The 13,494-nt window shown below is 69.3% G+C and carries 11 protein-coding genes; 10 read left to right on the plus strand and 1 reads right to left on the minus strand.

What is annotated here, in order from left to right:
* Positions 1–84: 84 nt before the first annotated feature.
* Positions 85–555, minus strand: a complete 471-nt coding sequence (locus CH341_RS19975) for an Lrp/AsnC family transcriptional regulator (RefSeq protein ID WP_111420741.1) — start codon at positions 553–555, stop codon at positions 85–87.
* Positions 556–726: 171 nt separating this feature from the next.
* Between CH341_RS19975 and CH341_RS19980 the strand changes: the two genes are divergently transcribed.
* The 10 genes from CH341_RS19980 (at position 727) to murJ (ending at position 13,407) form a co-directional block, all read left to right on the plus strand.
* A complete protein-coding gene (locus tag CH341_RS19980; protein WP_111420742.1) occupies positions 727–1,443 on the plus strand; it encodes an aspartate/glutamate racemase family protein in 717 nt (238 codons plus the stop codon).
* A 27-nt stretch (positions 1,444–1,470) separates the two neighbouring features.
* Positions 1,471–3,786, plus strand: coding sequence for a molybdopterin-dependent oxidoreductase (locus CH341_RS19985; protein ID WP_111420743.1), 2,316 nt, complete (start codon positions 1,471–1,473; stop codon positions 3,784–3,786).
* Positions 3,787–3,820: 34 nt separating this feature from the next.
* On the plus strand, positions 3,821–4,762 hold the full coding sequence (locus CH341_RS19990; protein WP_111420751.1) for a 4-hydroxy-tetrahydrodipicolinate synthase family protein: 942 nt from the start codon (positions 3,821–3,823) through the stop codon (positions 4,760–4,762).
* A 39-nt stretch (positions 4,763–4,801) separates the two neighbouring features.
* Positions 4,802–5,581 (plus strand): SDR family oxidoreductase, encoded by a 780-nt coding sequence (locus CH341_RS19995; RefSeq protein ID WP_111420744.1) that lies wholly within the window; start codon positions 4,802–4,804, stop codon positions 5,579–5,581.
* 39 nt (positions 5,582–5,620) lie between these two features.
* A complete protein-coding gene (locus CH341_RS20000; protein WP_111420745.1) occupies positions 5,621–6,628 on the plus strand; it encodes a Bug family tripartite tricarboxylate transporter substrate binding protein in 1,008 nt (335 codons plus the stop codon).
* Between the two features lie 293 nt (positions 6,629–6,921).
* Positions 6,922–7,887, plus strand: a complete 966-nt coding sequence (locus CH341_RS20005; RefSeq protein ID WP_111420746.1) for a Bug family tripartite tricarboxylate transporter substrate binding protein — start codon at positions 6,922–6,924, stop codon at positions 7,885–7,887.
* A gap of 172 nt (positions 7,888–8,059) precedes the next feature.
* On the plus strand, positions 8,060–9,313 hold the full coding sequence (locus CH341_RS20010) for a D-amino acid dehydrogenase (RefSeq protein WP_111420747.1): 1,254 nt from the start codon (positions 8,060–8,062) through the stop codon (positions 9,311–9,313).
* 188 nt (positions 9,314–9,501) lie between these two features.
* Positions 9,502–10,500, plus strand: a complete 999-nt coding sequence (locus tag CH341_RS20015) for a Gfo/Idh/MocA family protein (protein WP_111420748.1) — start codon at positions 9,502–9,504, stop codon at positions 10,498–10,500.
* 36 nt (positions 10,501–10,536) lie between these two features.
* Positions 10,537–11,697, plus strand: coding sequence for a DegT/DnrJ/EryC1/StrS family aminotransferase (locus CH341_RS20020; protein ID WP_111420749.1), 1,161 nt, complete (start codon positions 10,537–10,539; stop codon positions 11,695–11,697).
* 138 nt (positions 11,698–11,835) lie between these two features.
* Positions 11,836–13,407, plus strand: coding sequence for a murein biosynthesis integral membrane protein MurJ (gene murJ, locus CH341_RS20025; protein WP_111420750.1), 1,572 nt, complete (start codon positions 11,836–11,838; stop codon positions 13,405–13,407).
* Positions 13,408–13,494 lie beyond the last annotated feature (87 nt).

Consider the following 13,494-nt stretch of genomic DNA (forward strand, 5'->3'; position numbering starts at 1 on the left):
GCAGATGCGGCGATCGACGAAGGGCTGCAGGGCCTCACGCAGATAGGTCTCGGCGCCGCCTGAGTTTGTGTCGGTTCTGTCGCCTTACCGCGTCTTGGCGATGTAGCTGGTCGGGACGGCGGTGGTGTATTTCAGCTCCTCCATGGCGATGGCGGAGGAGACGTCGGCGAGCTCGACGCGGTCGATCATCCGCTTGTAGACGGCGTCGTAGGCGTCGATGTCGGGCACCACGATGCGCAGCAAATAGTCGACGTCGCCGGTCAGCCGCCACACCTCGACGATCTCCGGAATGTCCGCGATCATGTGGCGGAAGTCGTCGACCCATTCCATCGCGTGACGGGTGGTGCGCACCGAGACGAACAACGTCATCGGCACGTTCACCTTGCGGCGATCGACCAGCGCAACCCGGCGCTGAATGACGCCGTCGTCCTCCAGCTTCTTGATCCGGCGCCAGCACGGCGCCGTGGACAGTCCGACCTTCTCGGCGATGGTCGCGATCGGCAGGGTGACGTCCGCCTGCAGGAGATCGAGTATTTTCTGGTCGATTCGGTCCATAGAATGCTCGTTTCGTGTGCAGGCCGGAAATTAGAATCTGATTTCTTTTACTATGGATTCTACAAACGTCATTGCCCCGTAGCGCCTGCGGGGCGCATGACTTTGCGAACCGAATGCTCCCGATACCTCCTAGGCTCGCCCGATCGAAAGCGAACTGCAGGGAGGCGTGCCGTGCACACCATCGGGCTGATCGGGGGCATGAGCTGGGAGAGCACCGCGGTGTACTACCGGCGGATCAACGAGCAGGTGCGCGAGCGCCTCGGCGGGCTGCATTCGGCCGACGTGCTGATGCGCTCGGTCGACTTCGACGGCATCGTCGCGCTGCAGCGGGCCGGCGACTGGACCCAGGCCGCCGCCGTGCTGTCCGGCATCGGCCGTGATCTGGAGCGGGCCGGCGCCGACTGCCTGCTGATCTGCACCAACACCATGCACAAGCTCGCCGACGAGGTGCAGCGCGCCGTCTCGGTGCCGCTCCTCCACATCGTCGACGCCACCGCGGCGCCGCTCAAGGAGAAGGGGATCCGCAAGCCGCTGCTGCTCGCCACCCGCTTCACCATGGAAGAGGACTTCTACCGCGCCCGCCTGCGCAGCCGCTTCGGCATCGAGGCGATCGTGCCCGCGACCTCCGAGGAGCGCGGCATGGTGCACGACGTGATCTTCGGCGAGCTGTGCTGCGGCGTGATCAAGGACCGGTCGCGCGAGGCCTATCGGGCCGTGATCGCCCGGGCGAAGCAGCAGGGCGCCGACGCCGTGATTCTCGGCTGCACCGAGATCGGGCTGCTGATCGGCCAGGACGACACCGACCTGGCGGTGTTCGACTCCACCTTCCTGCACGCCGACGCCGCGGTCGACTTCGCACTCGCGAAGAGCGCGGCCTTGGTTGCGTAGCGCCCGGGGCCGGTCCAAATTCACCCCATGACCCCCGACAAGCACACCGAACGACACGTCTCGCTGTCCCACTGGGGCGCGTTCACGGCCACGGTCGAGAACGGCCGCATCGTCCGCTGCACGCCGTTCTCGCGGGACCCGGCACCCTCGCCGATGCTCTCCGCCATCCCCGAGATGGTGCACTCGCCGCTCCGCGTCGCGCGCCCTTCGGTGCGCGAAGGCTGGCGCGAGGGGAAGCCGCGGACCGGGCACGATGCGTTCCGCGAGGTGTCGTGGGACGAGGCGCTCGATCTCGTCGCCGGTGAGCTGACGCGGGTGCGGCAGGCCCATGGGCCCACCGCCGTGTTCGGCGGATCCTACGGCTGGTCGTCGGCGGGGCGCGTGCATCACGCCCGCACGCTGGTGCGGCGCTTCCTCGCGCTCGGCGGCGGCTTCGTCGACCAGCTCGCCAACTACTCGTTCGGGGCGGCGCAGTTCCTGCTGCCCCACATCCTCGGCAGCTTCCAGGCGGTGACGGGCCGCGCCACCGACTGGCCGAGCGTGATCGACAACACGAAGCTGATGATCGCGTTCGGCGGCCTCGCGCTGAAGAACAGCCAGGTCGGTTCCGGCGGCGTCGGCGCGCACGACACCGAGACCTGGCTGCGCCGCGCCCGCGCGGCCGGCGTCAGGTTCGTCAATGTCAGCCCGTTCAAGGCCGACGCGCCGGATTTCCTCGACGCCGAATGGATTCCGATCCGGCCCAACACCGACGTCGTGCTGATGCTCGGCATGGCGCAGGTGCTGCTGTCGGACGGCCGCCACGACACGGCGTTCCTCGCACGCTACTGCGCCGGCTTCGATCGCTTCGCCGACTATCTGACGGGCAAGAGCGACGGCACGCCGAAGACGCCCGAATGGGCCGAGGCGATCTGCGGCGTCCCGGCCGCGACGATCCGTGATCTGGCCCGGCGCAGTGCCGCGATGCCGACCTTCCTGACCGCCACCTGGTCGCTGCAGCGCGCCCATCACGGCGAGCAGCCCTATTGGGCGCTGATCACGCTCGCCGCGATGCTGGGCGGCATCGGCCTGCCGGGGCAGGGCTTCGGCTTCGCCCACGGCTCCATCCACGGGCCCGGGCTGCCGCGCCGGGCGCTGCCGGGTCCGGAGATCGCGCCGCCGCTCAACCCGGCCAAGACCGCGATCCCGGTCGCCCGCATCGCCGACATGCTGCTCGATCCCGGCGGCACCTACGCGTTCAACGGCCAGACGCTCACCTATCCGGACATCCGGCTGGTCTACTGGGCGGGCGGCAATCCGTTCCATCATCATCAGGACCTCAACCGGCTGCAGCGCGCCTGGCAGAAGCCCGAGACCGTGATCGTGCACGAGTCGTGGTGGACGCCGACGGCGCGCCACGCCGACATCGTGCTCCCGGCGACGACGACGCTGGAGCGCAACGACGTCGGCGGCACCTCGCGCGATCCCTTCGTGTTCGCCATGCACAAGGCGATCGCCCCGGTCGGCGAAGCCCGCAACGACATCGACGTCTTCGCGGCGCTGGCGGGCAAGCTCGGCTATGCCGACGCCTTCACCGAGGGGCGCGACGAGATGGACTGGTGCCGCCTCGTCTATCAGCGCCTGCGCGACGGCGCGGCGCGGCAGGACATCGAGCTGCCGTCGTTCCAGCAGTTCTGGGCCGAGGGCGTGGTCGAGCTGCCGCCGCCGGAGCGCGACTACGTGCTGCTGGAGGAGTTCCGCCAGGATCCCGAGGCGCACCGCCTCGGCACGCCGTCCGGCCGGATCGAGATCAGCTCCGCCACGGTCGCGGGCTTCGCCTACGACGACGCGCCGCCGCATCCGGCCTGGCTGCCGCCGGCCGAATGGCTGGGCGCGCCGGAGGCGGCGCGCTTCCCGCTGCACCTGATCACCAACCAGCCGGTCCGCCGCCTGCACAGCCAGACCGACCCGGGCCCGGTGTCGGCCGCCGGAAAGATTCTCGGGCGCGAGCCGATCCGGCTCAACCCGGCCGACGCCGCCCGAAGAGGCCTGACGGACGGCGACATCGTGCGGGTCTACAATGCGCGAGGCGCATGTCTGGCCGGCGTGACGACGGATTCGGGCCTGGCCGCGGGCGTCGCCATCATGGCGACCGGGGCGTGGTTCGACCCTGTCCCGACCGGCGAAGGCCTCGATGTTCACGGCAATCCCAACGTCCTGACGCCCGACATCGGCACGTCGCGGCTCACCCAGGGGTCGAGCGCGCAATCGACGCTCGTCGAGGTGGAGCGCTTCGTCGGGACCGTGCCGCCCGTCCGGGCTTTCGATCCGCCACCCCTTGCGCATGCCGCTGCGGCGGTGTGAAACCACCACCGATCACGTCCTCCTGGAGACCACCATGGCCAAGACCAAGCTCAGCGGTTCGTTCGTCGCGCTGATCACCCCGTTCAACAAGGACGGCTCGGTCGACTTCGCGGCGTTCCGCACGCTCCTCAAGTTCCACGAGGACAACGGCACGTCCGCGATCCTGATCATGGGCTCGACCGGCGAGACCTCGATGCTGTCGCCGGAGGAGAAGAAGTCCATCATCGTCGAGACGGCGAAGATGAAGACGCCGAAGATGCCGATCTTCTTCGGCTGCACCGGCAACAACACCGAGTCGACGATCGCGATGGTGAAGTTCGCCAAGGACAACGGCGCCGACGGCGCCATCCTGGCGGCGCCCGCCTATATCTGCGCGCCCGAGGACGACATCGAGCGGTTCTTCCTCGACGTCGCCGACGCGACCGACCTGCCGCTCGGCATCTACAACAACCCGCCGCGGGTGAAGAGCGACCTGCACTGGGAGCATCTGCTGCGCATCTTCAAGCATCCGAACTACGTGGTGCACAAGGAGTCGACCGGCCGCGTCGGCCAGGTCGCGCAGGTGCTGGCCGGCCGGCCCGACGTCGCGGTGATGTGCTGCGACAGCCCCAATCTCGGCCTCGTGGTCCCGACCATGAGCCTCGGCGGCCACGGCACCGCCAACATGACCGGCAACATCGCGCCGCGCGAGATCGCCATCATCTCGACGCCGTGGACGGACTACACGGACGCGGCGAACTTCCGCGAGACCTATCTGCGCATGCTGCCGCTGCTGCACTTCACCTACTCGGCCATCAACCCGGTCGCCGTGAAGTCGCTGATGAAGGCGGTCGGCCTGCCGGCCGGCGACCTGCGCAAGCCGCTCACCGGGCTCGCCGCCGATCATCTCGCCCGCGGGCTGCGCATCGTCTCCGACCTCGGCCTCGACAAGACCTACGGCTACGAGCTGAAGCCGCTCTCGGCCGTCGCGGCCTGAGCCGCGACGCGACACACGACGGCGGCGGAGGCGGCCCCCATGGATCTCGGATTGACGGGCCGCAAGGCGCTTCTCTGCGGCGCCAGCCGCGGGCTCGGGCGGGCGTGCGCCGAAGCGCTCGCCCGCGAGGGCGTCGCGGTGACCATCGCGGCGCGCACGCGCGAGACTCTGGAGCGCACCGCGCAGGAGATTCGTGATCAGTTCGGCGCCACGGTGGCGCCGGTCGCGGCCGACATCACCACCGAGGAGGGCCGCGACGCGATCCTGGCGGCGTGCCCCGAGCCGGACATCCTGCTCAACAACGCCGACGGCCCGCTGCCCGGCGATTTTCGCGACTGGCGGCGTGACGACTGGATCGCCGCGCTCGACGCCATGATGCTCGGGCCGATCGAGATGATCCGCCGCACCGTCGACGGCATGATGGCGCGCAAGTTCGGCCGCATCGTCAACATCGTGTCGCGCAGCGTGAAGATCGCGCAGCCGGAGCTCGGCCTCTCCAACGGCGCGCGCTCCGGGCTGGTCGGCTTCGTCGCCGGCATCTCGCGCCAGACCGTGGTGCACAACGTCACGATCAACAATCTGCTTCCGGGCATCTTCGACAGCGATGCGCAGCGTCGCCACATCCGTGGCATGATCGACGACGTCGGCGACCGCTTCGAGCAGGTCTGGCATGCGCGTGCGGCGGCGAATCCGGCCCGCCGTTACGGCGACCCGGAAGAACTCGGCGCGTATTTTGCTTTTCTGTGTTCCTCGAAAGCCGGATTCATAACCGGTCAGAACTTGCTGATCGACGGTGGAAGCTACCCCGGGACTTATTGAGAGCTGATCAGCTCCCGACCCGAGAGACACGAGGACAACATGATCAAGAACAGCCTGGCAGCATACGCTGTCGCGATAACGACGCTCGCGGGCGCGACCGCGGCCGGCACCGCGGTCGCGACATCGCCCGCCGCTGCGCAGCCGCAAGCCTATCCGTCCCGCAACATCACCATGGTGGTGCCGTATCCGGCCGGCGGCTCGGTCGACGGCGTCGCCCGCGTGCTGGCCCAGAAGCTCCAGGAGAGCCTCGGCGTCAGCGTCATCGTCGAGAACCGCGCCGGCGGCGCGGGCGGACTGGTCGGCGCCAACACGGTCGCCAAGGCGGCGCCGGACGGCTACACGCTGATGCTGCAGGCGTCGATCCACGTCGTCTCGCCGTTCCTGTTCAAGAACGTGCCCTACGACGTGGTGAAGGACTTCACGCCGATCACGCTGGTCGCCGCCGGCCCGCTGATCGTCAGCACCAGCCCGACCGTTCCGGCCAAGAACCTCAAGGAGCTGTTCGATCTCGTCCGCAAGGACCCGTCGAAATACACCTTCGCGACCTCGAGCTTCGGCTCGGCCGGCCATCTCGCGATCGAGCTCTTGAAGCGCGAAGCCGGCGTCGACGCGCTGGTGATCGCCTACAAGGGCGCCGGGCCGATGCTGACCGATCTGATGAGCGGCCAGATTCAGCTCATTGCCGATCCGGCCCTCTCGTCGGTGCCGCTCGCGCAGTCCGGCAAGATCAAGGCGCTCGCCGTGACCAGCCTGAATCGCACCGCGTCGGCGCCGGAGATCCCGACCGTCGAGGAATCCGGCATGAAGCCGCTCGACTTCGTGTCCTGGTACGGCCTGTGGGGCCCGAAGGGCCTGCCGCCCGAGATCACGGCCAAGCTGCAGGAGGTCTCGGTCAAGGTGCTGGGCGAGGCCGACACGAAGAAGCGCTTCGCCACCCTCGGCTTCGATCCGATCGGCTCGACCTCGCCGGAGTTCACCAAGTTCATCGCCGACGAGATGGCGCGGGCCGAGAAGATCATCAAGGACTCGAACATCAAGACGGAATGACGAACGAGACCGTCGTCCTGATCGGGAGGCGTGCCGCAGCCGCGGCGCGCCTCCTGCGGCCACGCCTCCTGCCGCCGCGTCGCCGGCACATCGCGTCCGACGCGATCTGATCAGATCGTGAGCCGCGCATCGGCGGCCTCGCCGCGAGACCGCGCCGATGCAGAGACACCGTCCTGCACTCCATCGTGAACCTGGCCGAGATGGCCTGGGACTTGCTTTGAAGGAGGTATTGAAATGCCGGCCGGCTCCGGATTGTGATCGGCGGTCGGCCGCGAGAGTGGGAAGAGGACGACATGAGACGAACGACCCTGGCGACGTGTGCTCTGATCGCGACCCTGGCCGCCTCCGGCCCGGCCAGCTCCGGCCCGGCGTCGAGCGGTCCGGCGGGGGTGAGCTATCCGTCCCGCACCATCACGATGGTTGTCCCGGTGCCGGCCGGCGGCTCGGTCGACGGCGTCGCCCGCATCCTGGCGCACAAGCTGCAGGAGTCGCTCGGTGTCGGCGTCATCGTCGAGAACCGCGCGGGCGGTGCCGGCGGCACCGTGGGCTCCGGCTCGGTGGCGAAATCGCCTCCGGACGGCTACACGCTGCTGCTGCACGCCTCCCTGCACGTCGGCGCGCCGTTCCTGTTCAAGAACGTGCCCTACGATGTCGCGAAGGATTTCACGCCGATCACGCTGGTCGCCTCCGGGCCGCTGATCGTCAGCACGGCGCCGAACGTGCCGGCCAACACTCTGAAGGAGTTCTTCGACCTCGTCCGCAAGGAGCCGAACAAGTACACGTTCGCGACCTCCGGGTTCGGCGCCGCCGGCCATCTCGCGGTCGAGCTGCTCAAGCAAGAGGCGGGTGTCGATGCATTGGTCATCGCCTATCGGGGCGCGACCCCGATGCTCGCCGATCCGATGGTCGCGTCGCTGCCGCTCGTGCAGGCCGGCAAGATCAAGGCGCTCGCCATCACCAGCCTCGAGCGCAGCAAGGCGGCGCCCGACATTCCGACCGTCGCCGAATCGGGCATGAAGCCGCTCGATTTCGGCTCGTGGTACGGCCTGTGGGCGCCGAAGGGGCTGCCGAAGGAGATCACCGCCAAGCTGCAGGCCGAGGCCGCCAAGGTGCTGGCCGACGAGGACACGAAACGCCGCTTCGCCGTTCTCGGCTTCGAGCCGATCGGCTCGAGCACCGAAGCCTTCGAGACCTTCATCGCGGACGAGATGCTCCGCACCGAGAAGATCATCAAGGACGGCATGATCAAGTCGCAGTGAGCCGCGGTCGGCCCTGCGCCCAAGAGCATCGTCTCGGGTACGCCCGGGACAAGGAGCAACGGTCCCGGCATCCCCGGGATCGACGCCGTCGCCGGCCGAGAGGCAGCTGTGTCGGGCAGCACGTGCGACGGCCGAAGACCCATGGTCCGCCGACGCGTCGCAGGTCGTCATCATGAACATTCTCGTGCTCGGGGCAGGGGTGGTCGGCACCGCCTGCGCTCATTATCTGCACCGTGCCGGTCACCGCGTGACCGTGCTGGAGCGGCGGGCCGCGCCGGGGCTGGAGACGAGCTTCGGCAATGCCGGCGGTGTCTGCCCCGGCTTCGCCGGCCCGTGGGCGGCGCCCGGCATGCCGATGAAGGGGCTGCGCTGGATGCTCGACCGCTACGCCCCGCTGGCGATGCGGCCGACGCTCGATCCGCACCAGTACGCCTGGCTCGCCGCCTTCGTGAAGAACTGCACGCCGGAGCGCTACGCCCGCAACAAGGCGCGCATGCAGCGCATCGCGCACTACAGCAAGGCGTGCCTGGTCGCGCTGCGCCAGGAGACCGGCATCGCCTATGATCACGGCGAGGGCGGGGTGCTCCAGCTCTTCCGCACCGAGGACGAGGCGGCGGGCGGCCGCCGCTCCTCCGCCGTGCTGCAGAAGTTCGGCGTCACCCACGAGCTGCTCGACGCCGACGGCGTGCTCGCGGCCGAGCCGGCGCTGGCGCGCTCGACCATCAGGTTCGCCGGCGGTCTGAACCTGCCCGGGGACGAGACCGGCGATTGCGCCATGTTCACGGCGGCCCTCGCCGCGCGTCTCGCCGGCGAGGGCGTCACCTTCGCCTACGAGACCACGGTGCAGAGGCTGCGCGTCGAACGCGGGCGGCTGCGCGCCGTCGAGACCGACATGGGCATCTACGAGGCGGATGCCGTGGTGGTGGCGCTCGGCGTCGAGGCGCCGTTCCTGCTGCGGCGCGTCGGCCTGCGCCTGCCGATCTATCCGGTGAAGGGCTACTCCATCACGGTCGATCTCGGACCTGATCAGGACGGCCCGCGCTCCGCCGTGATGGACGAGCATTCCAAGGTCATGATCACGCGGCTCGGCAACCGGCTGCGCGCCGCCGGCATGGCGGAGGTGGCGGGGTACGATCTCGCTGTCCGCCCCGACGGAATCGAGGCGGTGCGCAGGACCGTGCGGGCGATCTATCCGGGTGCCGCCGTGGACAGCGCCGCCACCGCCGCACCCTGGGCCGGCCTGCGGCCGATGACGCCGGACGGCCCGCCCTATCTGGGACCGACTCACGTCGAGGGTCTCTATCTGAACATCGGCCACGGCTCGAACGGCTGGACGCAGGCCTGCGGCACCGGCCGAATCGTCGCCGACATCGTCTCCGGGCGTAGCCCGGAGATCGATCTGGAAGGCTACGGGCTGGTGCGGTGAGGCCGCCGCGACGCAGCCGCGATTGTCACGTCGCGACGCGAAGGAAATCCGGAAGAGCCCGTAGGCGGGCTCGAATTCAGATTGTAAATATTTGAATCAAAACGTGTTTGGGTGACGTTCTTTTCACGTCGCACCGCCCGGTCCGGCGTGCTAGGAGGGCGCCAGGACAGTTCTTGGGACGGGTGGACATGGTCGACAGCGCGAGGGGAAGCGCACCGAAGCCGCTACGCGTCGGCGTGGTCGGCGTCGGCGTGATGGGGTGCAATCACGCGCGCGTGTTCGCCGGACTGCCGGGCGTTCAGCTCATCGGAGTCGCCGATCCGAGCGTCGGGCAGACCGAGTTCGTCGGCCGCACGCTCGGCTGCGGCACCTTTCCGGACATCGGCAAGCTGCTCGATTTCGGCGTCGATGCCGTGACGATCGCGGCGCCGACGCATCTGCATCGCGATCTCGCGCTCGCCTGTATTCGCCGTGGTGTTCACGTCCTGGTGGAGAAGCCGATCGCCTCGACGGTCGAGCAGGGCCACGAGATCATCGATGCGGCCAAGCGCGCCAATGTCACGCTGATGGTCGGCCATGTGGAGCGCTTCAATCCGGCGACCCAGGCGCTGAAGGAAGCGATCCGCAACGAGGACATCCTCTCGATCGCCATCACGCGGGTGGGTCCGTTCCCGCCGCGCATGTCGAACGTCGGCATCGTCATCGATCTCGCCGTGCACGACATCGATCTGGTGCGCTGGTTCACCGATTCGGAGATCGTCGAGGTTCAGCCGCAGCTCTCCAGCGCCAAGGCGGAGCGCGAGGACATCGCGCTGCTGCAGTTCCGGACAGCGTCCGGCGTGCTGGCGCACATCAACACCAACTGGCTGACGCCGTTCAAGGCGCGCACCGTCCAGATCGCGACCAAGCGCAAATACATCACCGGCGATCTGCTCACCCGCCAGGTCACCGAGTGCTACGGCTTCCAGCCGGACGGCAGCTACTCGATGCGCCACCTGTCGGTCGGCCACGACGAGCCGCTGCGCGCCGAGCTCGGCGCCTTCGTCAAGGCGGTGCGCACCGGCACGCGTCCTCCGGTCGGTGGCGAGGAGGGCGTCGCCAGCCTCGAAATCGCCATCCGCTGCCTGGAAGACGGCGGCATCTCGGCCGGCGAGCCGGTCCGCAAGCCGCGCGTCGCGGCGCGCTGACGCGTCGCACGGCCGATCAGACTCTCGGGATACCTCATGACCCAGCACGCCCGCCTGCAGCCCGCGCCGATCCCCTTCATCGACGTGGCGGCGCAACGCCGCGCGCTCGGCACCCGCGTCGACGAGGCCGTCGCGCGCGTGCTCGGGCATTGTCAGTTCATCCTCGGCCCCGAGGTGCAGACGCTGGAGAAGGACCTCGCGGCCTTCTGCGGCGCCAGCCACGCCGTCACCTGCGCGAGCGGCACCGACGCGCTGTCGCTGGTGCTGATGGCCAAGGGCATCGGCCCGGGCGACGCGGTGATCTGCCCGTCCTTCACGTTCTGCGCGACCGCCGAGGTGGTGGCGCTGCATCGCGCGACGCCGGTGTTCGCCGACATCGACGAGGCGACCTACAACATCTCGGTCGAGAGCGCCGCCGCGGCGATCGCCAAGGCGAAGCAGCTCGGGCTGAAGCCGCGCGGAATCATCCCGGTCGACCTGTTCGGCCTGCCGGCCGATCTCGACGGCATCGCCGCGCTGGCGAAGGCCGAGGGGATGTTCGTGCTCGACGACGCCGCTCAGTCTTACGGCGCCACCTACAAGGGCAAGCGCCTCGGCACCGACGGTCTCGCCACCGCGACGGCGACGAGCTTCTTTCCGGCGAAGCCGCTCGGCTGCTACGGCGACGGCGGCGCCATCTTCACCGACGACGCCGAACTGGTCGCGACGCTGAAGAGTCTCCGGGTGCACGGACACGGCTCGGACAAGTACGACAACGTCCGCATCGGCCTCACCTCGCGGCTCGACACCGTGCAGGCCGCCGTGCTGGTCGAGAAGCTGAAGATCTTCGCCGACGAGATTCTCGCCCGCGACGCCGTCGCCGAGCGCTATGCCGAGGGACTTGCGGACGTGGTCGGCGTGCCGGTCGTCCCCGAGGGGTATTCCTCCGTGTGGGCCCAGTACACGATCCGGATTCCGGCCGGGACGCGCGACGCATTCGCGGCGGCGCTCAAGGCCGACGGCGTGCCGACCGCGATCTACTATCCGATCCCGCTGCACCGTCAGGTGGCCTACAAGCACTATCCCTCGGCCGGCAACGGCCTGCCGGTGTCCGACAAGGTCGCGGCCGAGGTGATCAGCCTGCCGATGCACGCCTATATGGACGCGCCGACGCAGGACCGGGTGATCGATTCGGTGCGCCGCGCCGTGAAGGGGTGACGCCGACCGAATAGTCGCTTCTCGGTCATTCCGGGGCGGCGCACGGCGCCGAACCCGGAATCCAGCCGAGAACTCGGGGTGTGTGGCTGGATTCCGGGTTCGCACCTGCGGTGCGCCCCGGAATGACGGAAAGCGAGCATGCTCGGACGCATCGCGACTGTCGGCGGGCTGACGCTTCTCTCCCGCGTCACCGGGTTCCTGCGCGACATCATGCTGGCCGCGGTGCTGGGCGCCGGGCCGGTGGCCGACGCCTTCTTCGTCGCGTTGCGCCTGCCCAATCATTTCCGGGCGATCTTCGCCGAGGGCGCCTTCAACGCCGCCTTCGTGCCGGCCTATGCGCGCATCCTGAAGCAGGGCGGGCCCGATCCGGCGCGCCTGTTCGCCGATCGCGTCTTCACCATGCTGATGGCCGCCGAGGCGGTGCTGCTGGTTCTGGCGCTGGTGTTCACGCCGGCCGTCATCGGGCTCCTGGCGCCCGGCTTCTCGGGCGATGCGGGGCGCTTCGGGCTCGCCGTCGATCTCACCCGCATCACCTTCCCGTATCTGGTGCTGGTCAGCCTGGTGACGCTCTACGGCGGCATGCTCAACGCGGTGCAGCGCTTCGCCGCGCCCGCCGCCGCGCCCATCCTCCTGAACCTGAGCATGATGGCGACGCTGGCGCTCGCCGCCTTCTTCCCCACCGCCGGCCACGCCGCCGCCTGGGGCGTGCTGATCGCCGGCGTGCTCGAGGTCGTGCTGGTCGGCGCCGATGCGGCGCGCCGCACCGGCCTGCCGCGCTTCGCCGGCTTCTCGCTCGACGAGGACGTGAGAAAGTTCTTCCGCGCGCTCGGGCCGGCGACGGTCGGCTCCGCCGGCCTGCAGATCGCGCTGTTCGCCGACACCATCATCGCCAGCTTTCTGCCGGCCGGCGCCCTCTCAGCGCTCTACTACGCGGACCGCCTCAATCAGCTTCCGATCGGCGTCATCGGCATCGCGGTCGGCACCGTGATCCTGCCCGAGATGGCGAGCCGCATCGCCTCGGGCGACGCGGCCGGGGCCCGCGACGCCCAGAGCCGCGCCATGGAGCTGACGCTCCTTCTCTCGGTGCCGTGCCTGGTCGCCTTCCTGCTGCTGCCCGACCTGATCATGCTGGCGCTGTTTTCCCGCGGCGCCTTCACGGCGGCCGACGCGGCGGCGGCCGGCGCGACCCTGAAGGCCTACACGGTCGGGCTGCTTCCCTTCGTGCTGATCCGCAGCGTCACGGCGACCTTCCTGGCCCGCGGCGACACGGCGACGCCGGTCAAGGCGCTGCTCGCTTCGGTGGTCGTCAATGTCGGCCTGAAGATCGCCCTGATGGGGCCGCTCGCCCAGGTCGGCCTCGCGCTCGCCACCTCGGTCGGCGCCTGGGTGAACTTCCTGCTCGTCGTCTGGTTCGCGTGGCGCGCCGGCCATCTCGGCCGCGACCCGCGGCTGATGCGTTCGGTCGCGCGCCTCGCCGTTGCCGCCGCGGTGCTCGCCTTCGCGCTGATGGCGGGCGACCGGTTCGTCGCCGCGATGCTGGAGCCGGGGCAGCGATGGCGGCACGAGCTGTCGCTCGCCGCGCTCGCGCTGATCGGCGCCGTCGCCTATGCGGTCGCCATCGCGGCCCTGTTCGGTCGCCAATGGCTGCGCGGCCTCGCCCGCCGCCGCAAGGCCGCGGCCGCACCGGTGGTGCCCAGTGATCCGGTCTGACGACGCCTCCTGATCAGATCGGGCCTCTCCCGGGACTCTGCGCTTTTCCCTCTCCCCTCGCGGGAGAGGGTGGCTCGCCGCGGAGCG

Origin of the sequence: Rhodoplanes roseus (assembly GCF_003258865.1) — a bacterium.
GTDB classification, from domain to species: Bacteria; Pseudomonadota; Alphaproteobacteria; order Rhizobiales; family Xanthobacteraceae; genus Rhodoplanes; species Rhodoplanes roseus.